17 protein-coding genes are annotated in these 22,279 nt (G+C 55.4%); 6 read left to right on the top strand and 11 right to left on the bottom strand.

What is annotated here, in order from left to right; genetic code table 11:
• Nucleotides 1–15: 15 nt before the first annotated feature.
• Both MKY12_RS06550 and MKY12_RS06545 read left to right on the top strand, forming a co-directional pair.
• Nucleotides 16–201 (top strand): hypothetical protein, encoded by a 186-nt coding sequence (locus MKY12_RS06550; protein WP_036722636.1) that lies wholly within the window; start codon nucleotides 16–18, stop codon nucleotides 199–201.
• Between the two features lie 42 nt (nucleotides 202–243).
• Entirely contained in the window at nucleotides 244–732 is a 489-nt protein-coding gene (locus tag MKY12_RS06545; RefSeq protein WP_339313234.1) for a YfbM family protein, read from the top strand.
• A gap of 1,027 nt (nucleotides 733–1,759) precedes the next feature.
• Here the strand turns inward: MKY12_RS06545 and tyrS are convergent.
• Entirely contained in the window at nucleotides 1,760–3,019 is a 1,260-nt protein-coding gene (tyrS, locus tag MKY12_RS06540; RefSeq protein WP_036725840.1) for a tyrosine--tRNA ligase, read from the bottom strand.
• Nucleotides 3,020–3,603: 584 nt separating this feature from the next.
• Between tyrS and MKY12_RS06535 the strand changes: the two genes are divergently transcribed.
• Nucleotides 3,604–4,185 (top strand): TIGR00730 family Rossman fold protein, encoded by a 582-nt coding sequence (locus tag MKY12_RS06535; RefSeq protein ID WP_339313233.1) that lies wholly within the window; start codon nucleotides 3,604–3,606, stop codon nucleotides 4,183–4,185.
• Between the two features lie 104 nt (nucleotides 4,186–4,289).
• Nucleotides 4,290–5,795, top strand: a complete 1,506-nt coding sequence (locus MKY12_RS06530; RefSeq protein ID WP_339254805.1) for an amidase — start codon at nucleotides 4,290–4,292, stop codon at nucleotides 5,793–5,795.
• A gap of 334 nt (nucleotides 5,796–6,129) precedes the next feature.
• Here the strand turns inward: MKY12_RS06530 and MKY12_RS06525 are convergent, their stop codons facing one another.
• Nucleotides 6,130–6,564, bottom strand: a complete 435-nt coding sequence (locus tag MKY12_RS06525; RefSeq protein ID WP_339254803.1) for a MarR family transcriptional regulator — start codon at nucleotides 6,562–6,564, stop codon at nucleotides 6,130–6,132.
• A gap of 119 nt (nucleotides 6,565–6,683) precedes the next feature.
• Here MKY12_RS06525 and MKY12_RS06520 point away from each other — a divergent pair, with 119 nt between their 5' ends.
• Both MKY12_RS06520 and MKY12_RS06515 read left to right on the top strand, forming a co-directional pair.
• On the top strand, nucleotides 6,684–7,139 hold the full coding sequence (locus MKY12_RS06520) for a CBS domain-containing protein (RefSeq protein WP_036696539.1): 456 nt from the start codon (nucleotides 6,684–6,686) through the stop codon (nucleotides 7,137–7,139).
• Between the two features lie 202 nt (nucleotides 7,140–7,341).
• Nucleotides 7,342–8,544: an ROK family protein gene (locus tag MKY12_RS06515; RefSeq protein WP_339254800.1), complete on the top strand. Its 1,203-nt coding sequence runs from the start codon at nucleotides 7,342–7,344 to the stop codon at nucleotides 8,542–8,544.
• 701 nt (nucleotides 8,545–9,245) lie between these two features.
• Here the strand turns inward: MKY12_RS06515 and MKY12_RS06510 are convergent.
• From MKY12_RS06510 to MKY12_RS06470, 9 genes are all read right to left on the bottom strand, one after another.
• Complete coding sequence (locus MKY12_RS06510) at nucleotides 9,246–10,253, bottom strand: glycoside hydrolase family 130 protein (protein WP_339254798.1); 1,008 nt, start codon at nucleotides 10,251–10,253, stop codon at nucleotides 9,246–9,248.
• A 70-nt stretch (nucleotides 10,254–10,323) separates the two neighbouring features.
• The gene (locus MKY12_RS06505) at nucleotides 10,324–11,160 is read right to left on the bottom strand and encodes a carbohydrate ABC transporter permease (protein ID WP_076079688.1); all 837 of its coding nucleotides are present in this window, start codon (nucleotides 11,158–11,160) and stop codon (nucleotides 10,324–10,326) included.
• Nucleotides 11,161–11,174: 14 nt separating this feature from the next.
• Entirely contained in the window at nucleotides 11,175–12,077 is a 903-nt protein-coding gene (locus MKY12_RS06500; protein ID WP_036725649.1) for a sugar ABC transporter permease, read from the bottom strand.
• Nucleotides 12,078–12,185: 108 nt separating this feature from the next.
• The gene (locus MKY12_RS06495; RefSeq protein WP_339254795.1) at nucleotides 12,186–13,571 is read right to left on the bottom strand and encodes a sugar ABC transporter substrate-binding protein; all 1,386 of its coding nucleotides are present in this window, start codon (nucleotides 13,569–13,571) and stop codon (nucleotides 12,186–12,188) included.
• Between the two features lie 171 nt (nucleotides 13,572–13,742).
• Nucleotides 13,743–15,374, bottom strand: a complete 1,632-nt coding sequence (locus MKY12_RS06490; RefSeq protein WP_339254793.1) for a response regulator — start codon at nucleotides 15,372–15,374, stop codon at nucleotides 13,743–13,745.
• Nucleotides 15,375–15,377: 3 nt separating this feature from the next.
• Nucleotides 15,378–17,186: a sensor histidine kinase gene (locus MKY12_RS06485; protein ID WP_339313232.1), complete on the bottom strand. Its 1,809-nt coding sequence runs from the start codon at nucleotides 17,184–17,186 to the stop codon at nucleotides 15,378–15,380.
• A gap of 497 nt (nucleotides 17,187–17,683) precedes the next feature.
• The gene (locus MKY12_RS06480) at nucleotides 17,684–18,691 is read right to left on the bottom strand and encodes a glycoside hydrolase family 130 protein (RefSeq protein WP_339313231.1); all 1,008 of its coding nucleotides are present in this window, start codon (nucleotides 18,689–18,691) and stop codon (nucleotides 17,684–17,686) included.
• Between the two features lie 872 nt (nucleotides 18,692–19,563).
• On the bottom strand, nucleotides 19,564–20,922 hold the full coding sequence (locus MKY12_RS06475; protein WP_339313230.1) for an SGNH/GDSL hydrolase family protein: 1,359 nt from the start codon (nucleotides 20,920–20,922) through the stop codon (nucleotides 19,564–19,566).
• A complete protein-coding gene (locus MKY12_RS06470) occupies nucleotides 20,862–22,244 on the bottom strand; it encodes an FAD-dependent oxidoreductase (RefSeq protein ID WP_339313229.1) in 1,383 nt (460 codons plus the stop codon). The genes MKY12_RS06475 and MKY12_RS06470 overlap by 61 nt, the downstream gene beginning before the upstream one ends.
• Nucleotides 22,245–22,279 lie beyond the last annotated feature (35 nt).

Genomic DNA, 22,279 nt, shown 5'->3' with positions numbered 1-22,279 from the left:
AAGAGGCCTCGGCATATGACCTATTCCCAACGCTCCACCCATCCTGCCGCCGCATCCGACTACACGTATCTGGAATATCAGATCAGCATAGCTGCCGATGAATTGGCAGTCGCGGTGAAAGCGCAGGACGAGCCCCGGGCAGAAGCTATCCGGCTAAAGATTGCTGAACTCGAAGACAAGCTTGCGCTGCTTGAGGATTAAGTACAACTACTCTATCCCCACCACGGAAGGAAGGCTGATACAATGGCGATACGCGGATATTACTTTGCAATGGAAGATGAACTGGTGCAGCAAATTGCCGCAGGCAGCACCCCGCTGGCGAGCTTGAACATAGACAAGTACCCGGGGCTGGATATCGACCGTACCTGGGAGGCGATTCACTACCTGCTCTGCGGTGATATATCGGATGGGCCAGCGCCGCTCGGATATGTGGTCCCGCTGCACTCCGACCAGGGCATCGAGTTCGGGGCATACGGGGCATTCTGCCTGCGTGCCGGACAAGTGGCCGAAGCGCTTGACGCTATTTTCCGGCTGGATGAAGCGCAGCTGCGCCAGCAGTATGATTTCCGGACGATGGCCGAGGAGGAGGTCTACCCGCTGGATCCTGATACAGTGTCTGACGATGATGCGGATGCTTTCTTTGCCTATCTGCTCCAGTTCTTCACCGAGATCCAGCGGTTCTACAGCCAGACTGTCGCTGCTGGTAAAGGCATTATTTTTTATTTGTTTTGAAGCCTGGCTCTCCCGTCAGATGGCGCGCTGGACTGGTGAGGGCGGGCTGGACGGGTGAGGTGCACTAATGCACCTCATTTGCTCCTTTCGGCCTCTTCGGCTGAATTCAGGTGCATTTGTGCCTGATTTGCTCATTTCGGCCGTTTGCGCCGAATTCGGGTGCACTTGTGCTCCTGATTTGCTCGTTTCGGCCGTTTGCGCCGAATTCGGGTGCACTAATGCACCTGATTTGCTCGTTTCAGCCGTTTGCGCCGAATTCGGGTGCACTAATGCACCTGATTTGCTCATTTCGGCCGCTTGCGCCGAATTCGGGTGCACTTGTGCTCCTCATCGGCCTCCCTCTTCCCACCCGGCAGCTATTAGAGGGATTTATACACTTGATTTCCTCACTCAGCCTACTTCTAGCAAGATTAGAGGGATTTATACACTTGATTTCCTCATTCAGCCCACTTCTAGCAAGATTAGAGGGATTTATACACTTGATTTCCTCATTCAGCCCACTTCCAGCAAGATTAGAGGGATTTATACACTTGATTTCCTCATTTAGCTTACATCCAGCAAAAATCAGATGGATTTATCCCTGTGATTTCACGACGCAGCCACGCTTCCGGCCTACGGTGATTAGGGGAGGAAGGCGGGAGACCGTCTCACCTTCCGCGACCACCAAAAAAGGCTATCCCTGTCACTGCTGACAGTGGGATAGCCCAATCACTCAGTTACTTCACACCATTCTCACTCTAGCTCAACCTAAGTCATCTGTCTTACTTTAGCTCATCTAGCTCAACCTAACTCATCTATCTTACTCTACCTCATCTAGCCAAACCTAACTCTTCTGGCTCATCCTAGCTCATCTAGCCAAACCTCACTCATCTCTGTCTCACCCTAGCTAATCTACCTCACCCTAGCCACCATCAACCTCGTTCCAGTTCACCCTCAGCCTCGTTCCAGCCTAACACCGCTCCAGATCTGGCTCAACATCCGGCCCGCTATACTCGCCTTCCGCAAACCATCGCCCGGCAGCTTGCGCTTAGACCAGCTTCACCAGGCTATAATTCTTCTTGCCCTTGCGGACGATGATGAACTTGCCGCCGATGGCATCTGCAGCTGTAATCTCCGTCTCCAGCTCATTCACACGCTCCCCGTTGATCGAGATTGCGCCTTTGGTGATATCCTCACGCGCCTGGCGCTTGGATGGCTCAACCCCCAGGTCCACCAGCCAGTCTACAATGTTCTTGGTCTCAGTGCCCGCTGTGAAGGTCGGCATTTCCTTGAAGCCTTCCTCGATCTCGTCCGCAGTCAGGGAGCGGATATCGCCGCTGAACAGTGCCGCGCTGATACGTTTGGCCTGCTCCAGCAGCTCCTCGCTGTGCACGAAGCGGGTCATTTCCTCGGCCAGCGCTTTTTGCGCTTCGCGTTTATGCGGCTCAGTGGCTACCTTCTCCTCAAGCGCCTCAATCTCTTCCTTGCTCAGGAAGGTGAAGTACTTCAGGTATTTAACCACATCACGGTCATCGGTGTTCGCCCAGAACTGGTAGAACTCGTAAGGGGTAGTCTGCTTCGGGTCGAGCCAGATGGCGCCGCCGGCGGTTTTACCGAACTTCGTACCGTCAGCCTTCAGCATGAGCGGAATGGTCAGGCCGAAGGCTTTGGCTTCATTCCCTTCTTTTTTACGGATCAGATCGAGGCCGCTCGTAATATTCCCCCATTGATCCGAGCCGCCGATCTGGAGCTGCACATCCTCGTTCTGGTACAGATGCAGGTAGTCAATGGACTGCAGAATCTGGTAAGCGAACTCCGTGAACGAGATGCCGCTGTCCAGACGGCTGGCGACTACATCCTTGGCGAGCATCGTGTTGATGCTGAAGTTTTTGCCGAAATCACGCAGGAAATCAATGACGTTCATATCCTTGGTCCAGTCGTAGTTGTTCACCATCCGCACCTGATTGTCGCCATCAGTAATGAACAGCTTCTTCATCTGGGCCGTCAGCGCATCCACATTCTCCTGCACCTGCTCCATCGTCTGCAAAGAGCGCTCACTCTGGCGTCCGCTCGGATCGCCGATCGTTCCCGTAGCTCCCCCGATCAGAATCACCGGACGGTGACCGGCCAGCTGGAAGCGCCGCAGCATCATGAATGGAATCAGGTGGCCGATATGCATACTGTTGCCCGTCGGGTCCACGCCGCAATACAGCGATACCGCCTTACTCTCCGTCAATTCACGCAGTCCGTCCGCATCTGTCTGCTGGTTAATGGCATCGCGCCACAATAGCTCGTCGATAATGTTCAACATGTACAGCCCCTTTTGTGTAAGTGATTGTTCTATATCCCTTGGTATCCGTCAAAAAAACAGCAGCCCTACCGCAGCAGCCTCAGAAGCTTAAGCCCGCCACGCACCCAGCCAGCAAACCGCACAGACAACAAAAAAATCGCCCCTTGTCTATTCAGACACAGGGACGATTATCATTAACCGTGTTACCACCCAAATTGCACAGACCTGATGCTGCACGCAGGTCCATACCACTCTCAGGCGAGTTATCGTTCGCTTAGCTCCGCTTGGCATTACCCAAGATACTCCCGAGGCGTAATTCGCAGTCCGCTTGTGTGTACCGGGTTCCATCGACCCCCGGCTCTCTGGGAACAGGGACAAGGCTGCTACTGGCTCGTTCAACGTATACCAACTATAAGATTACAGAAAGTATAGCCGCTCCGCAAAAGGTTGTCAATGCAGAGCACCACCGCAATTAAACCGCCTGCTCCGGCAGCGAGAAAAATGTTACATGCACCTGAATCCGTGATACATTAGGTAGAGGAAACAACCGTTCTTCAAAGCACATTACAAATTATCTTAAGACAAAGGAGAGTCAGCAGCTTATGAAGAGTATCGCAGTGTTCTGCGGTTCCAGTGAAGGGGCTTCGCCCGTATACAAGGAATCCGCTATTCTACTCGGCAAGGAGCTTGCCGCACGTAACATTACGCTGATCTATGGCGGAGCTACTGTAGGGTTGATGGGCGCTATTGCAGATAGCGTGATGCAGGCGGGAGGCCGCGTGATCGGGGTGCTGCCGCATTTTCTGAAGCAAAGAGAAATCGAGCACACCCGTCTGACAGAGCTGATTATGGTAGACTCTATGCACGAGCGGAAGCTTAAGATGTCTGAGCTGGCGGACGGATTCATTGCTATGCCGGGCGGCCCGGGCACGATGGAAGAGTATTTCGAGATCTTCACCTGGGCGCAGCTCGGCCTGCATCAGAAGCCCTGCGGACTGCTTAATGTGAATCATTATTATGATCCGCTGATTGCCCTGTTCAGCAACATGGCCCGGGAACAATTCTTGCAGGAGAAGCATCATTCCATCATGCTGAACGCTACCACGCCGGAGGGCATTCTGCAGCAGTTCGCAGAGTATACGCCGCCTCCAGTGAAGCAATATCTTACAGATGAGCGTACTTGAAAAGTCTCTGCCCTCCTTATAACGCAATACACTATGCGCGAGACTGCAGCTATAGCCTGACCACTATGTAGCCTGCCTGTTCCTGCCAGAAAGAGGTTATACCTATGTCGTTGTCTGCTTATTCCGGTTATGATGCGCTGGGGCTTGCCGCCCTAGTGAAGGCACGGGAGGTCTCTGCAAGTGAGCTTGTGGAAGCCGCCTATGCCCGGATGGATGAGGTGAATCCGCTGCTGAATGCGGTGGTGCGCACCCGCCGGGAGGCCGCGCTGAAGGAGGCTGCGGGGATGCCCCTTGATTCCGGGGATACCCCCCGTCCGTTCGCCGGCGTCCCCTTCCTGCTGAAGGATATCTCCCAGGCGATTGGCGGCGAACCGCTGACCTCGGGCGCTCTGCTGATGAAGGACAATGTAGCGAAAAGGGACTCTAACTATGTGGCCCGTATCCGGCGTGGCGGCTTCATTCCGTTGGGCCATACGAATACGCCGGAATTCGGGCTGAAAAACATCACCGAGCCCCTCCTTCACGGCCCGGCCCGCAATCCCTGGAACCCCGCCTGTTCACCCGGCGGCTCCAGCGGCGGTGCGGCGGCAGCGGTTGCCGCCGGGATCGTCCCGGCCGCCGGAGCCAGTGACGGCGGCGGCTCCATCCGCATACCGGCCTCGTTCACCGGCCTGTTCGGGCTGAAGCCGACGCGCGGGCGTACGCCGGTCGGCCCGGGAATCGGCCGCCAGTGGCAGGGCGCGTCGATTGATTTTGCGCTGACCCGCTCTGTGCGGGATAGCGCCGCGATGCTGGATCTGCTGCAGGTGGTGCAGCCGGAAGCAGCTTTTCAGACGCCGCTGTATCCGGGCGTCTACCTGGACGATCTGTTGAGGCCTGCGCAGCGGAAGCTGCGGATCGCCTTCACCACCGCTTCGCCGGTGGGAACACCGGTATCCGCTGAGGCGGTAGAGGCCGTGCTGAAGACGGTCAAGTGGCTGGAGTCCGAGGGCTATGAGGTGGAAGAGAAGCTGAGCCCGGTCAACGGGGTGCGGCTGATGGACAACTACTATACGATGAACGCCGGAGAAGTATCCGCCATGTTCCTGTCGCTTGAGAGCGCCATGGGCCGTGCAATTAAGGCAGAGGAAGTGGATATTGTCACCTGGGTGCTGGCCGAAGCCGGGAAGCAGGTCTCGGCGGCAGAGTTCGTACACAGTCTGCACGAATGGGATGTAGCCGCTGCGCAAATGGCTGCGCTGATGGACCGCTTCGATCTGTATATTACTCCGGCTAATGCAGACTCCGCTCCGAAGGTCGGAGAGCTGACCCAGACCATGGCGGAGACAGAGAAGCTGATGCAGATCAGCGGGCTGCCGAAGGACGCGCAGCGGCGGATGATCTACGAGATGTTCGAGCCGAGCCTGACGTACACGCCCTTCACCCAGCTTGCCAACCTGACCGGCCAGCCCGCCATGAGCGTGCCGGTGCATCTTACGGCCGAAGGAATGCCGATCGGCGTCCAGGTCATGGCCTCCAAAGGGCGCGAGGACCTGCTGCTCCAGCTCGCTGCTTGTCTGGAGCAATCCCCGCTGTGGGTGGGGATGAGCGGGAATCCTGGATTTGCCTGAGTTTGCCTGATGCCTATACGAACCCAGGGCGGGAATGAAGCAGGTGATTGTATTTTATACAGCAGAATCCGTGTAAAAGCCTTTAAAAACACATTCTGCTGTATTTACTGCAATAGAATTCTGCAAATCCGCCCGGTTCAGGCTGTATCGCAAAAATCTAATGTACGAAGTACAATCGATCGCTGAAATAGAGCCTTTTCGCTTCATCTGACTGCACAAAATACAATAGAATACTTCCGGGGCCGGGCACCTACCCGACTCTCCTTGGTCCGGTTCCTCTAGCCTATAGCCCCCTTCAGCCCATTAAGCGGTTTCTGTTACCTACAGCGACCCATCAGCCCTCTACCAGAAAAGTTGCATTGAACTTCCGCAGCAGCTCCCCGAACAGCTGTCCCTCCTCCTCTGACCAGCCCTTTAGCAGTTGTTCGATCATCTCCTGCCGGACCTGCCGGTTCTCCTCCAGACTTGCTTGGCCCGTCTCCGTAATCTGCAGCGAATAAGCCCGCCCGTCCACAGGGTCCGGCACCCGGGTGATGTACCCCTTACTCTCCAGTGAGGCAGCCTGCCGGCTGACCGTAGAAATATCCAACTGAAACTCATCGGAGATTGCCTTTATCCCGGCAGTTCCTTCACGAGAGGCAATGTGATGCAGCAGCAGGTAAGCCGCACGATCCAGATTGCCGATTTTTTTGAACGTGGTAATTGAAGTGAGACGGCGGAACAGAACCGCCATTTCCAGCTCTATTGTCTCAATTGAATGTTTGTCCATGCCGATTGCCCCTCTTCTCTTTTATTCATTGACTTTACTCTTTCCACTTGTATAATACAAGTATATACTTTCATGATACAACTTATTTCTGCAAAAGCTAATTTTCAGGGGGAACCGGTATGAAAGCCCATGAATTCATGGTCCGTCAGGTGTATAAGGTTAAGCAGGAGGACACCGTACGGACTTTTATTGAGAAATGTATTGCCCACCGGATCAGCGGTATGCCTGTCGTGAATGACCGGAATGAGATTGTCGCCTACCTCAGCGACGGGGATATTATGCGCTATATCGGCAGGCATGAGGATCTGATTGTGGATTCTTTTTTCCAGATTAATGTGTTCGTCGGGGATAATGATCTGTTCGAGGAACGGGCGCAGAAGCTGCTGGGTCTGAACGTAATGGCTATCGCCAAGAAGAAGGTCATCACCGTGCATGCCGAAGAAGATATTGAAGCCATCGCCACTATCCTCGGCAAAAAGCAAATCAAAAAGGTTCCCGTTGAACGGAACCATGTGCTGGTCGGCATCATCAGCCGCGGCGATGTGATCCGCCATTCCTTCAAGGCGCTGCTCTAGGATGAACAATCCCCTCCACTACGCCTGCTTATCCTCATATGCTGCCTGACTGTCCTGCGTCTCTCCCCGGCAGCGGCTACATATTCGAAATGGCGCTTACGCTCTCCTTGTGATAGTTGCGGCACCCTGCTTTTTATGTCATTGTTGAAGCAGATGTAGTCCATTCGTCAGGTATAGTCTTTTCATAAGGAGAGAACCATCTGTGCTGCCTATTCATGAAATCATCGCCAATCCCAAAGCCAGAGAGATCTATTTCACGGTCAGAAAACACGGTACCGTCTCCAAGCAGACCCTGCTGGACGAAAGCGGACTGACCATAAGCACGTTAACACGCATCCTGGATGAACTGTTGTCCCAGGAGCTTCTGGTTGAGGTCGGCTTCGGCGAATCCACCGGAGGACGCCGCCCTACCCTCTATGAGACGAATCCATCTTACGCTTATCTGCTGGGGCTGGAGATCTCCCGTACCCATGCCAAGCTTGTGCTGACAGACTTTCATCTGCGCTTGCTGGGCGAGCATACCTGGAACATGGATGCAGGGCTTACCCCCGAGCTTCTAATGGAGTCGCTCCACAGACAAGGCTTACAGATGCTTGACGCAGCCTCTGTCCAGCTTAGCCGGGTCGCCGGTCTTGGCATCGGTGCGGTTGGTCCGCTGGATCGCACAGCCGGAGTTATCCTGAATCCGGCCCGTTTTCCTGCAGAGGGCTGGTCACAAGTACATATCAAGGAACAGCTGGAGCAGCGCCTGGGGGTGCCTGTTTATCTGGATAATGGAGCCAATACGGCACTGCTCGGCGAATACTGGGCCGGCAGCAACCGGATGCAGCAGCACCTTCTCTATCTCCATGCCGGAATCGGCCTGCGCTCCGCTATTATGAACGATGGGCGGCTGCTCTACGGCATAATCGATACCGAGGGAGCGGTCGGGCAGATGATCATTGACCGCGCGGGAGTACCGCCGCAGCTTCCCGGCGGCAACGCCGGGGCCTGGGAGAGCTATGTGTCGGTCCGGACGCTGGAGGGGCAGGCCCGCGAGGCCTGGCGGCTGGACAGCAGCACAAGCCTCCGTGCTCTGGCAGAGCATGCGGAGGCTTTGGAATTCGTCCATCTGCTGGAAGCGCTCCGGGAGCGCGATCGTGTGATGGTCCGGTTATTTGATGAGATGGCGGTGGCCTGCGGCATCGGGCTGGCGAACCTGATTAACATCCTCCACCCGGAGGAGGTCATCCTGGGCGGCCCGCTGTTCCTCGCCGCAGATTTCTACGAGACCGCCACGCGGATCGCCCTGGAGCGGACCTACTACCGCGGACAGTACAATGTCCGCTTCACCCGGAGCAGCCTGGGCGAGCGCGCAGTTGCAACAGGTGCATGTGCTCTGGTGCTGCACCAGTTGACGAGCTGAGAGGGCGTACCGCATTCCCGCCCTGCGCCTGCTTTAGGCCGGGATAAGGTGCACTTCTGCACCTTACTCCTGCCCATCGCCAACTTTCAGCGATTTCAAGTGCACTTTTACACCTCATTCTCGCCCAACGCCAACTTTCGGCTAATTCTGGTGCACTTCTGCACTTCATTTCCACCCATCGCCCACTTTCGGCCAATTCAAGTGCACTTTTACACCTTATTCCCGCCCCAACGCCCGCTTTCAGTTAGCGGGTTTGGCTGGGTTCCGGCAATGTTGCACCTTTTGCAGGATTTCTCTACATTGGTTACTGGCTGTGGAGCTATTGTTGCAGATTTTACAGGAATTTCGGCGAACCGGTGCTAATTGGATCTGTGTTGTTGCAATTTGTGCAGGATTCCTGCGCTGGCTGCTCCTATGGGGCTGCATTGTTGCACTTTATGCACAATCTGCCTACGGTCGCTGCAATTGAGCTAGAAATGTTGCATTTTAAGCACACTCCCCGCTCAAGTCGCTCCCATTGAGCTGCAATGTTGCACTTTTTGCACATTCTGCCCACGGTTGCTACTATCGTGCTAGAATTGTTGCACTTTATGCACACTCTCCGCTCAAGTCGCTCCTATTAAGCTACCGTTGTTGCACTTAATGCACCATCCCACCACTGCCGCTCCTCATTCCCGCTTTCAGCCAGCTTGCAACTTTACTTATTCCCCCGGCTCCAGACAGAGCCGGAGCAGATCGTCCACATGGGCAGTCGCCAGGCATTCAACCGTATCCGCAGAGCCGTAATAGATCTTGACCTCGCCGTCATCCTCCAGAATCATCCCGCCGGGGAAAATCACATGATTACGGAAGCCCCCGCCAATCTCATAATCCGTCTCCGGCGCCAGCAGCGGCTGCTTACTCATGCCGAGCACCTTGCGGGGGTCCTCCAGATCCAGCAGCATAATTCCGGCAGTATAGCGCTTCTTCCAGGTGTCCTCCCAGCCGTGCTTGCCTCTGGCCGGGTCTACATCCACCGCATGGAAGGTGGTCAGCCAGCCCTTGTCCGTCCGGACGGGAGGCGCAGCCGGACCGACCTTGTCATTGGCAAACGGCACCTGCTCGACGGCGAGCAGCAGGCTGGAGTTGCCCCAATGCACAAGGTCTGGCGACTCGGAGATCCAGGCGTCGAAACGATCCCGGCCGCCGCGGCTGTACACCGTGAAGGGACGCTCCAGCCGGACGTATTTGCCGCCAATCAGCTCGGGAAACAGCACCATATTGCGCAGGTCCGGTGTGGACAGGCTGAGTACCTCAAAGTGTTCCAGATCATCGGTGACGGCAATTCCGCCGCGGATGCCATGGCGTGTATCCACGGCAAAACACATATAACAGCGGCCGCCGAGCACGGTCAGGCGCGGGTCGTAGGCACGGATAATTTCCTCATCGTGCATTTTGAACACCGGCTTCGGGCCGGCGGTCCAGCTCAGCCCGTCGTCGCTGTAGGCAATGCCGAGATCCGTGGTGTGGTGCGGCTCAAGCGTCTGATCGGCCAGCGAGCCGTAATCATTGCGGAAGATCATCACATATTTGCCGTTGAATTTCGTTACACCGGCATTGAATACCAGTGCGGTGGAGTAAGGAACCTTCGCTGCATCCAGCACCGGATTGCCCGGATACCGCCGGATGAACGGGGCGGATTGCAGAATCGCCGGAATGTGTAGTGTCATGGGGTGTACCTCCTTAAATGTTGAATGTTGAGTGTTTCATGTTGTCTATAGTCTGTGCAGAGCCCTACAGCTACCCCTTCAGGGAACCGGCGGTCATCTGCATGAAGGATTTGTTGGCGAACAGATAGGCGACGAGAATCGGCAGAATGGATAAGCAGGCGCCCGCCATCATGTAGTGGGTCTGGGAAGCGGCCGAAATCCCGTATTTCAGGTTCGCCAGCCCGACGGTCAGCGTCTGCAGCTCCGGCTTCGTCATCGTGAACACGAGCGGCAGCAGATATTCATTCCACGCGCCGCGGAAGGTGAATAAGGCGCCTACACCAAGTCCGGGTCCGAGCAGCGGCAGAATGATCCGCCAGAAGGTCCGGCCCGGGGAGCAGCCGTCGATCAGCGCCGCCTCGTCCAGCTCGCGGGGAATCCCCTTCATGAAGCTGAACAGAATGAAGAAGATCGAAGCATGGGCGGAGATCAGAATCAAAATAACGCCCCACAGGCTGTTGTGCAGATGAAGCTTAACCATCAGATCGAACTGCGGACGCAGCACAACCGCCCCTACTGCCACGAACATGGTGAAGGACTGCAGTCCGATATACAATTTTTTGCCGGCAAAATCCATCCGGTCCACTACATAAGCCGCCATGGATGATACCAGAAGCGTGCCGACCACTGCCGCCAGAGAAACCATCAGGCTGTTCAGCGTATATCTGGAGAAATTCGCCTGCGACCAGGCTTCGGCATAGTTCGAGAAGTGCCAGCTCTCCGGCAGGAAAGTCGCTCCCGCAGTAAGCTCAGCATTGGTCTTGAAGGAGCCCAGGATCGTGATTACGACCGGAATCAGGGTGATAAAAGCAACAGTCAGCAAAAAAATCCACAGGATGATTTTACCCAGTATGGTTCTTAGTCTCATAATAGCCTCTCTCCTCAATCGGTCTGATTCATACGTCTGGATGCGTAGAAATAAATGAGTGATATCATCCCTACAATGACCGCAGACACAAAGGCGACCGCACTGCCGTATCCGAACTCCTGGACCTGAACCGCCGCGCTGCCCCCGCCGACAGGGAAAAATAATTTGTACAAATACAGGAACATGACCTCCGTCTTGCCTACAGGACCGCCTTCAGTCAGTACCATGATGCTCTCGTAGCCCTTCAGGGCTGTGATGATCGCCAGCATAATAACCATCTGCATGACAGGCCCGAGCATCGGCAGGGTGACATAGCGGAACTGCTGGATTTTGCCTGCCCCGTCCAGAGAAGAAGCCTCGTACACATCCTCGGGAATATTCTGCAGACCGGCGAGGAAGAGCAGCATGTAATTGCCGACCGCCCCCCAGGCCGCAACCAGGATGACAGTGAGCATGGCATATTTCGGCCCCAGCCAGTCGACACCCGAATCGGAGAGGCCCGAGCGGATCAGGAACTGGTTGAGAATTCCGTTATATGAGTTGAAAATCGTGAAGAAGACTACGGCCATTACCGCGGTACTGATGACGGTAGGCATGAAGAAAATCCCCCGCAGCAGCTGTCTGCCCCGCAGCCCCCGGTTCAATATGGCGGCCAGCAGCAGGGCCAGCGGAATGGTGATCAGCAGCTTGCCGCCGGCATAGACAAACGTATTCACCACCGAATCCCAGAACTGGGTGTCCTTCAGAATGCGGCTGAAATTGGCCAGACCGGTAAACCGGGCCGTTCCGAACCCTTTATAATCATAGAACATATAGCGGAACGCCCAGGCAATTGGGTAAATCCCAAGGACCAACGTAAGCAAGGCACTTGGAAAGATAAAGCTGTATGAAAATAAGGCATGTTTCGTTTTGTTCATCTGGTTTCTTCCGGCTCCTTTCCTTTACGGCCAGAGCAGAGGGATGAGGAAGCTGCTCCCTCATCCCCCGCTATCCCGGCCTATATATCTCTATCCCTAACCTTTTGTCTATTTGGCGAACTTGCCGCCCAGAGCGGCGGGATCAAAGCCGGCATCCGGCTCGGCCTTCACGCCGTCATTCGCAATCACACTGTCCAGTGCAGCATTATAGCGTTTGTTCAGATCAGCGATAATCGCCTTCAGGTCGCCGCCGTTTAGCATATATTTGAAGAAGGCGTCATCCGATTTCATGCCTTCCGGTGCTACAGACGGATAGACCGGCCACACTCCATCGTACTTGTTCGGCAGGAAGCCTTCAATGCCGTTCACATCCGGTGTCTTGGCTGCTGCGCTGATGGACGGAACCATGGAGATACCGAAGCCTTTTTCCTGATAATCCGTCAGCACCTGATCGCCGTACATGAATTCCATGAACTTCCAGGCTGCTTCTTTGTGCTCTGATTTCGAGCTGAGCGCCAGCCATTGGCCCCCGAGGAAGCCGGAAGCCCCCTTCACATTGCCGTCGATGGTCGGAACTGGAGCAGCCGCCCAGTCAATCTTGGCCGGGAACTGATTCTTGTAGACGCCCGGCTCCGAGGAGTAGGACATGTACATTCCGATCTTGCCTTCCGCAAACTGCGCCCGCAGCGGATCAATATCCAGCGATTCTACACCCGGCAGCATACTGCCGTCGTCCTTGATCTGCTTAAAAGCATTGATGATCGGCTCGAAGCCGCTGAAGTCATAGCGGGCCGTCTTGAAATCATACCCGAAGCCGCCATAGCCGCTCATCTCCGCAACCACCCGCGCCGAACGTGCGAACGCACTGCCGGGGTTCTTGAAGTTCAGGGCGAAGCCGTAAGCACCGTCCGTTTTGCCGGCTGCTGTCAATTTCTTGGCGGTATCCACCAGCTCCTGCAGGGTTGTCGGCGGATGCTCAATGCCTGCTTTGGCGAACAGATCCTTGTTGTACACCAGACGCATGGTCGTTCCATAGTTCGGCAGACTGTAACGCTTGCCGTCAAATTCGTTCAGATCCGGCATGGCCGGGAATTTCGTCTTCATCTCATCGCTCAGGAACTCGTCAATCGGAGCGAGAAAGCCTTTTTTGTAGAAGGTCTGGATGGTATTCTCCTTCGCCCGGATCACATCCGGCGCATCCGAGGTCTGGAAGGACAGATCGAGTGCGGTATCAAAGTCATCGCCCTTGACGACCAGCTCCACTTCAATCCCGTCAGGATTGGATGCGTTGAACTCGGCTACCTTCTCCTTTATAAAATCCGCATCGTGGCGGTCGCCTGTCCAATAGCTGATTTTAGTTTTTTCCCCCGAACCGGCCTTCGCCCCTTCTCCCTTGCCTTCAGCTGCATTGCCGCCGCTGTTACCATTGCCGCAGGCTGCCAAGCCGAGTGCCAGGACCAGGCTCAGAGATGTCATTAGCGTACGCTTCATCATTGGTAGTGCCCCCTTATATACCCTGCTGTATTCGCTTACAACTTGATTATAGTTCTATAGGCGGATTCAGATAAGGCGGGTAAGCCCACATTAAGGGCAGATTTCTGTAGGAGTTGTATACAAACAGGGGAGGCAATCTCCGCCCTGCGGAAATCCCTCCCCTGCTGATTGCTATTCTTTTCCAATATAATGCAATTTGAACTCCGACGGAGTCATGCTCGTATATTTCTTGAATACCTCGCTGAAATAGCGCCTGTGCTCATACCCGAGATCCTGGGCGATCTCCTGAACCTGCCGGCCGCTGATCAGCATCGCCTTCGCCTTCTCCATCTTCTCATGCATCACATACTGCTGGAACGAAATTCCCTGCACCTTCTTGAACAGATTGGAGAAATACCCCTGGCTAAGGTTAATCTGCTTCGCCATCTGCTCCAGTGACAGCCCCGTGTCCAGATGACTATGGATGTATTCGACGGCTTGGCGGATAATCCGTGTGGACTCCAGAGAACGGGCCTCCGTAACCAGCGCACAGGCCTCCCGGCACAGCCAGGACAGCAGGTCCCGGATATCTTGCAGGGAAGGATGCATCTGGTTCTTCAGGGCGGAAATTCGGAGCTCCAGCGGCTCCACCTGCCCGTAAGGGAACTGCTCCAGCAGGACCCGGCAGATCCTGGAGCTCAGCTCATAGCCGACACTTTCCACATAACGCGGCTCAGGCCAAAGCCCGCTGTCCAGCAGCTCCGCGAACAACTGCTCCAGCACCTGCAGGCTTTTGGCGGAATTGCCGGAACGCAAGGCGAACAGCAGCTCCTGCTCGGCGGCGGCAGAATAGCTGTGGAGCGAGAGAGGTTTATTCTCGATATTGCTATAATGAAATACCCCGTTGCCCCCGGTATAGAAATGATACCCCAGGGCGCTCAGCGCCTGTCTGTACGCCGTACCCAGCCCCTGAATCGCCGCCGTGCCCAGCCCCACGCCAATAGAAATGGTATGACGCGAGAAACGGCTTACATTCGTACAGCAGGCCTCCGTAATCAGCGCGGCGGTCTCCGGGTCCGAACCGTTCATGATGCAGACGTACCGGTCTGTCGCCTCCCGGATAATAATGCCGCGGGTCCAGGCGGAAATCGTCTCTTCAAGAATATTGTGCAGGCTGAACCTCAGCAGCTCGACCTCCTGCACAGGCTGGCCGCCCAGCTTCTCCGCGAAATGATCGATCTCGGCGACAAACACGAAGAAATCATGCTGGTCCAGCGGGATATCAAGATAGGCCCAGCGGGAACGGGCATCTGTCTCTGTCGTCTGGTGGTGCAGCAGGAAGGTGAGATATTCCTGGCGGAGAATAGGCAGACTTTCCCTGATTCTCGCCTCCATCACAGCAAGTCTGGCCGTCTCCTGACGCTCCTCCCGGCACAGCTCCCTGGCCTTCAGCACTGCATTCACAATCTCCTCCAGGGAAAAGGGCTTCTTCACGAAATCAAGTGCCCCCAGCCGGATCGCTTCCTGGGCATAAGAGAACTCCGAGTAGGCGCTGAGAATAATAATCTTGCAGTCCGGCAGCACCTCCAGAATCGCCCGGGTCATCTGCAGGCCGTCCATTCTTGGCATGCGGATATCCGTCAGTACAATGTCCGGACGGGTCTCGCGGATGATCTGCAGCCCCGCTTCGCCGTCAAGCGCCGTACCGGCGACCTCAATACCGTACTCCTGCCACGGCGGCTTGCGCGAGACCATCTCCACCACACTTTTGATATCGTCGATTACACATAATTTGAACTTTTCCGGCTCCAGCTTCCAGTCCATCCTTCAACGCTCCTCCTCTGAGGGAATCCACAGATCCGTCCGTGATCCCTTACCTGGCTCGCCGCCCACATCCATACGGGCTTCATCCCCGTAATACAGCGCCAGCCGGTGCCTGATGTTGAACAGGGCATAACCTTTCCTCGACTGCGGAACCGTGGCCATCCCCTGCTTGACCTGTGCAGCATCAAGTCCCCGTCCGTTGTCGGTAATACAAATATGCAGCATCCCCTGCTCCCGGCTGACCGTGATGTCTATCCTGCCTCCTATGGTCCGGTCGCTGAAGCCATGCTGAATGCTGTTCTCCACCACCGGCTGCAGGATAATCTTCGGCAGCAGGCAGGACAGCAGAGCCTCGTCCTCTACCGTCACCGTGTATTCGAACAGACCTTCATAGCATTTCTGCTGAATGGCAAAATACTGCCGCATATGGGACAGCTCATCCGCAAGGGTAATCAGATCCTTGCCGCCGCTGAGTCCGATCTGGAACATCTGCGACAACGACAGGATCATCTCATTTACATCGTCATTCTCGCCCATGACCGATTTGCAATAGATGGTATTGAGCGTATTGTACAGAAAGTGCGGCTCCATTTGCGCCGTAAGGGCACGGATCTCTGCATGCCGTTTGCCCTCCTCCTTGGTCTTCACATCCGCGATCAGCGTCTTAATCTCCGACATCATCCGGTTGAACTGAAAGCCGACCTGGGCAACCTCATCCTCATAACGGCTCTCATACACCACACTGAGCTGGTTCTCTTCGACTCTGCGCATCAGCCGCCGCAGCTTGAACAGGGGCTTCAGCAGTACAGATGTCAGCTTATTCGAAATGAGCCAGGTCGCCAGCAGGAAAACAACGATGACATAGAGGGTGATCCGCTGCACCCGCTGCAGCTTGCCCAGCAGCTGGTCCCGCGACTGCATGCCGGAGATGATCCAGTCGTGTGATACGGCTGAGCTTGTATAATTCACCAGATATTCCTTGCCGCCATAGCTGTAGTAGTGATCCTGCGGATCGGCCGCTTTTCCGGCTTCGACAAGCACCGGCTTCCAGGGGAACCTGCCCCGGAACGGCCAGCGGGACTCCACCACAGCTTCTCCTTCCCCGCTCACCAGATAATAATTTCTCCCTGCTTGTTCTCCGCCTGTATTCAGCAGCTCATCGATCCGGTTCTCCCTGATATTGACCACAATAAATACATTGCTGATCGGCGTGTAAGGGTATTCATAAATTCCCCGGACTACGAAGGAGACCACCCTCTGGCTGCCTGTGAACAACCGGTCATAATGTCCTTTGGCCCAGTAGCCGCCCGGCTGCTCCTTGCTCAGATCATATAATTCCGAGCCGTAGAACGAGTTGTCCTGCGCCCGGATCTGCGTAGTGGGATAGAAATCGCCAATCGGGGTTACGATCAGCACACTCTCAATGATCGGCTGATTGAACATTGCCTGAGAGAGGACATATTGCAGATCGGACAGGTGTACATAGTAATTCGACACCTCATGGCTGAACACATCGAGCATCATCTTGCGGTACGCATCGCTCAGCATCAGGGACTGTACAGACAGCGCTACATCATTCAGGCGGGAATCCAGCAGCTGGGCCGTTTTGCTTACGGTCTCCCGGCTACCGGCGTAAGCATTATCCTCGATCTCCTGCGCGGCAATCCAATATGAGAAGGTGCCCATTGCACCGATGGACAGCGTGATCAGCACGATGAACGAGAACAGAATCCTCTGTTTGATCGATATCCGGTAATACCTGCCGGCGATCTGCCGCCCGAGCTGCCGGCCATAGGCTGTGAATGTATTCATAGCTTTTCCTTCTGAAGCATGTACCTTGTACCTCCCTTTGGTTATCGGTTCTTGTCACTTGTACGATACGGCTGCTCCGGCCCGGCGTCAAGACAGGGCATGATAATTCGGCAGATTCCGCTGCATATTTGAACAAAATCATCCTGCGGGTAAGGGATGCTGACGACTTCTCTCACCTACTGCTTGGATGGGGGGCAGCATTGTTGCACTTTTTGCAGGATTCATCTATAAATGTTACGGGGTCGAAGTACAATGTTGCATTTTTTGCACAAATTTCGATAGTTAGAGCAAGTTATTGCTGGATTTGTTGCAGTTTGTGCAGGATTCCGGCAGAGGCCGCTTCTATGGGGCAGTATTGTTGCACTTCTTGCAGCATTCTTCTATACATTTTTTGCGTACATACCTATCCACAGGCGGCGTAAATCATAATTTCTCAACAAAAAAAGGCTGGAGCCCCCCGCATAACGGAAGGCCCCCTGCCTATATAACCGGTCTAATTATCTCTTCGGCTCCAGGCAAAGCCTGAGCAGATCGTCTACATGGGCCGTGGCCAGGCATTCCACCGTATCGGCTGCACCGTAATAGATTTTGACCTCGCCCGAGTCCTCCAGGATCATCCCGCCGGGGAAAATGACATCGTTGCGGAAGCCGCCTGAAGTTTCATACGCTGTCTCCGGCACCAGCAGCGGGGCTTCCGCCCGGCCGATAATCTTGCTCGGATCTTCCAGATCCAGCAGCATAATTCCGGCGGTGTAGCGCTTCTTCCAGGTTTCCTCCCAGCCGTTCTTGCCCCGGGCAGGATCGAGATCCACTGCATGGAAGGTGGTCAGCCAGCCCTTGTCCGTCTTCACCGGAGGCGCACCTGGACCTACCTTATCGTTGGCATAAGCCACTTGCTCCACGGCCAGCAGCAGCTTATGGTTCCCCCAGTACTTCAGATCCGGGGAATCGCTCATCCACATATCGAAGCGGTCGCGGCCGCCCCGGCTGTAGACCGGAAGCGGGCGCTCCAGCCTTACATACTTGCCTCCGATCAACTCCGGGAAGAGTACCATATTGCGGTTATCCGGCAGCGACAGGCTTAACACTTCAAACGAACGGAAATCGTCAGTAACAGCGATCCCTCCGCGCAGCCCGTGGCGCGTATCAACCGCGAAACACATATAACAGCGGTCTCCGACGACACTCAGGCGCGGGTCATACACCCGGACCACCTCTTCATCATGCCAGGACCAGCAAGGCTCCGGCTGTACCTCCCAATGGACGCCGTCATCGCTGAAGGCAAGCCCCAGATTGGTGGTATGATGGGGAGCGACGATTCCCTTGCTCTCATCCCCGTAATCATTGCGGAACACCATGACATATCTGCCCTTGAATTTCGTCACCCCGGCGTTGAATACCATCGCCGGTCCATAGGGTACATCAGAAGGCTTCAGAATCGGGTTAAGCGGATGCCGGACCATCACCGGACTTGAAGTCAGCGTTCCTGTCGTCAGATCGTTCATTGTGCAGATTCCCCTCTGTAGTTTAATAGATGAAAGCGCAACCAGTGTCTTTGCATCCCTATTATGCATCATCTTGCATAGTTAATCTATAAAATGTTCACATGAAATCTTCCATTTTCAGCTAGCAGAGCATAGAGCACAAGGACTGAATTTAGTTAATAATTATGGTAACGTTAAAGTTGCATTTGAACCGAGTATTCGGCGATAGTTGTATTCTGTACATCTAAAAACCGTGAAAAGAAAGGTTCGCCTCTTCTAGCTGTACTTTGTACAACTAAATCTGCCGGAATGGGCGATAACCCAGGTAGGGATGCCAGTTTAAATGTATGAAATACAACTAAATGCATATTCAGCGGTACATCAGAAGATTTAGTTGTACAAAATACACTTAAGCCTATTGCTGGTACTTAATCGGGTCATAGCAAACCCTCATAGTGAGGTTGGATGCTCTACCGGTGCAGCATCAGATTTAATATTCTGAATATGGGACCATTACCGGACCTTAACAAGCCAGCGTCTCATTCGCACAGCAGTCATTCGGATGCTTAGGCGCTGGAACGATAGTAACTGCATTTTGTACATTAGAATACTGTAAAAAAGGCTTCGAAAGAGAATCTATTGTATTCCGTACAATTGAATGTGGAACAAAGGCCAGTTTTCACCCAAAACACAACATTCTACTGTATGAAATACAATAGAATCTCATTTTACGGCCAGAAATCCATTTTCTATTGCAGGAAATACAATAACCTACTTGAATGTAAGAGCAGAAAGCGGTAACGGGTGCAGGATCAGCCCAACATCTAGCTTGATGCTCATGCTCAGCCTTTAACCCCCCTGAGGTTCATCTTACAATTTTTAAAGTTGATGCTCTACTGGTGCAGCATTTCGCCCTGAAGCGCTGCTGCCAACCTGCCGCTGAAGCGGCTGCCCAGCAGCTCATAGCCCTCAGGGCCGGGGTGCAGACCATCGGTCAGCAGGTTTCCGTCCGCCGTACCGAACCACTCCAGCCCATCGAGGTAATGCAGATGGCGGTCTCCCCGCGCCTGCAGCAGCTTCACTGTATCCGCGATCTCCCGGCGCATCAGCGGCAGGGTGAAGCCTAGCGGATTCTCCTCCGTCTCTCGCTCCGTTCCGTAAATAGGCGAGATGACCACCATAGGTGTCTCTGTATGCTTCTCCCGGATCGTCTCCAGCAGGCCGATCAGCAGCGGCTTGAACATCCGCGGGCTGGAGGACACTGCGCCGTAGATGTTCACGCCGACGCACAAGGTAATCAGGTCAGCCGGCAGATCCCGGATCAGCCGGCCCGCCATCGGCTCCATCAGGCAGTTGCCGGAGAAGCCGAGATTGGTCAAGTGATAGCCGATCTCCCCGGCGGCGATCACCGGCCAGGTCCGGGAAGGGCTCGAAGCCGCAACACACTGGGTAATCGAGCTTCCATACGTCACCCAGCGGGGCCGCAGGTCCTCCAGCAGTTCGGCAACGGCATCATCATCAATGGCAAGACCGCTTATCGTCATACCGGTATTCTGCGGCAGATAGATTTCCAGCTCCTTCACACCAGGGGGAAGCCCGGTGAAGCGGGCCTCCGCAGACTGCGCAGCAAGCCGGAGCGTCTGCACCAGCCGGCCGTCAGCCAAACAATCCAGTGAAGCGTCCTCCGCAAGCGGTTCAAACCAGAGTGCGAAGGTGCTGGAGCTGGTGGACAGCCGCAGCCGGATACCGGAGCAGATCTCCGCCTTGCCGCCGATTCCATCCGGCGGATATAGATCATAGTCCCGGAACGGAATTCGCCAGGGCTTGATCCCCTCCTGCCGGTGCTCCAGTGAGACCGCCCCGTGAAACCACTCCTCCAGCAAAGGGAGGCTCCTCACGTTGTTCACGATCCTCTCGTCCTTCTCCCTCTTCCCGTTCTCCACGCTCTCCACACTCTTCCCGCTCTTCCCGCTCTTCCCGCTCTCTGCGCGCTCCTCTCTCCTCACCTTCTCCACGTTCTTTCCGTTCCCCACGCTCTCCACACTGTCCACGCGCTCCAGGCTCTTCCCGCTCTCCACACTCTCCACGTTCCCCACACTCTTCCCGCTCTCCACACTCTCCACGCTCTTCTCGCTCTTCCCGCTCTTCCCGATCTTCCCACTCTCGGCGCTCTTCAAATTTTCCGCGCCGCTCACTGCGCCTGCCCCGCTTCCTGATCCGCTGCCCCGGGAACGAAATTCTCCCCGAGCCACACATCCTGCTCCAGCAGACGCTGCTGAAGCTCAGGAATCGAGATACTGCGGGAGTCCGTGCCGTCCCGGAGTGCAAGCGTTGCTGCTGTGCCGCAGGCCTGGCCCATCGAGAAGCAGTTCGGCATGACGCGCAGGGAGCCTTGCACCGCCCGGTCCGAGGACACCGAACGTCCCGCCACCCACAGATTGCGGATGCCCACCGGCAGCATCACCCGGTAAGGCACCCCGTGGGAGACTCCCGGCGGCAGATGATTGAAGGTCATTTCACTTTTGCTTGTCGCCAGATGAATGTCAATATAGTAGGCATTGCGGGCGATATCGTCAGGAAAAGAACGCGCGGCCACGAAGTCGTCCACAGTCAGCGTATAATCCCCCTGGATACGCCGCGTCTCCCGGATGCCAAGCTGCTCTCCGCTTGCCACCAGATGCGCCTGTTCGAAGCCGGGCACATACCTCCGGAAGAATTCGAGCTGCCGCAGCACCGTCCTGCGGCCTTCAATGGCTCCGCGTGTCAGGTCCTCGGCCTTCGTTCCGTCCACCCCGAACACATGGCCGAAGTTAACGCCGACCAGTTGATCGCTCACCCAGGCCAGGCCGGAGATCGATTTGCGGCCTTCCGGCAGCGCTCCCTCCAGGATGGCCTGCTCCACCGTCCGGTGTAACTGACTGGTATCTCCCGTCTCCGCCAGGAAGCGGCTGAAGCTTGGACGGTCCACATTCGCCAGCAGATAACACATGCTGCCCGGCTGAAGCTCTCCGTCTCCGCCTCCCTTCTGGAACGGTACGCCCGACAGGGCAGCAATGTCGCCGTCCCCTGTGCAGTCAATAATATAACGGCAGCGGATGAAGGATCTCCCGGATTTATTGACAATGATTACACCCTCTATCGTCTGTCCGTCCGGAGAACGCACCACATCGTAGACAAAGGTGTGGAACAGCGGCGTCACACCGCTCTCCAGTACCGCATTGTCATAGACGCGCTTCAACACTTCAGGATCAATCGGCACCCAGTCCAGCTGCTCGCGGTATTCCTCCTGATACCCCGGATCACAGGCCTGCTTCATCCGCTCCATCAGCTTCAGGCCCAGGCCGCGGATAATCGGCTTGACCTTGTCCGTATAGGGACAGAAGGCAGGCACCAGCGCCACTGTGCCCATTCCGCCCAGATACCCGCGCTGCTCCACGATCATGGTACTCGCCCCGCCTTCAGCCGACGAGATCGCGGCGGCAATCCCTGCCGCCCCGCCGCCGATAACCAGCACATCAACCTCGCTGGAGACAGGCACCTCAGCCTGCGGTACTGTAATATGTCCGTAATTCATCGTTATCCTCCTAAAAGTTTTGATAGCGTAGCTTC

It is taken from the genome of Paenibacillus sp. FSL M7-0896, assembly GCF_037975415.1.
Classification (GTDB): Bacteria; Bacillota; Bacilli; order Paenibacillales; family Paenibacillaceae; genus Paenibacillus_AQ; species Paenibacillus_AQ silagei.
Note: the sequence above shows the minus strand (reverse complement) of the source record. Positions and strands in the feature narration are given on the sequence as shown.

Bases quoted from the DNA above. Each gene is read 5' to 3' on its own strand.
- MKY12_RS06550 (WP_036722636.1), top strand. From the start codon at position 16: ATGACCTATTCCCAACGCTCCACCCATCCTGCCGCCGCATCCGACTAC.
- MKY12_RS06545 (WP_339313234.1), top strand. From the start codon at position 244: ATGGCGATACGCGGATATTACTTTGCAATGGAAGATGAACTGGTGCAG.
- MKY12_RS06535 (WP_339313233.1), top strand. From the start codon at position 3,604: ATGAAGAGTATCGCAGTGTTCTGCGGTTCCAGTGAAGGGGCTTCGCCC.
- MKY12_RS06530 (WP_339254805.1), top strand. From the start codon at position 4,290: ATGTCGTTGTCTGCTTATTCCGGTTATGATGCGCTGGGGCTTGCCGCC.
- MKY12_RS06525 (WP_339254803.1), bottom strand. From the start codon at position 6,564: ATGGACAAACATTCAATTGAGACAATAGAGCTGGAAATGGCGGTTCTG.
- MKY12_RS06520 (WP_036696539.1), top strand. From the start codon at position 6,684: ATGAAAGCCCATGAATTCATGGTCCGTCAGGTGTATAAGGTTAAGCAG.
- MKY12_RS06510 (WP_339254798.1), bottom strand. From the start codon at position 10,253: ATGACACTACACATTCCGGCGATTCTGCAATCCGCCCCGTTCATCCGG.
- MKY12_RS06505 (WP_076079688.1), bottom strand. From the start codon at position 11,160: ATGAGACTAAGAACCATACTGGGTAAAATCATCCTGTGGATTTTTTTG.
- MKY12_RS06500 (WP_036725649.1), bottom strand. From the start codon at position 12,077: ATGAACAAAACGAAACATGCCTTATTTTCATACAGCTTTATCTTTCCA.
- MKY12_RS06495 (WP_339254795.1), bottom strand. From the start codon at position 13,571: ATGATGAAGCGTACGCTAATGACATCTCTGAGCCTGGTCCTGGCACTC.
- MKY12_RS06490 (WP_339254793.1), bottom strand. From the start codon at position 15,374: ATGGACTGGAAGCTGGAGCCGGAAAAGTTCAAATTATGTGTAATCGAC.
- MKY12_RS06485 (WP_339313232.1), bottom strand. From the start codon at position 17,186: ATGAATACATTCACAGCCTATGGCCGGCAGCTCGGGCGGCAGATCGCC.
- MKY12_RS06480 (WP_339313231.1), bottom strand. From the start codon at position 18,691: ATGAACGATCTGACGACAGGAACGCTGACTTCAAGTCCGGTGATGGTC.
- MKY12_RS06470 (WP_339313229.1), bottom strand. From the start codon at position 22,244: ATGAATTACGGACATATTACAGTACCGCAGGCTGAGGTGCCTGTCTCC.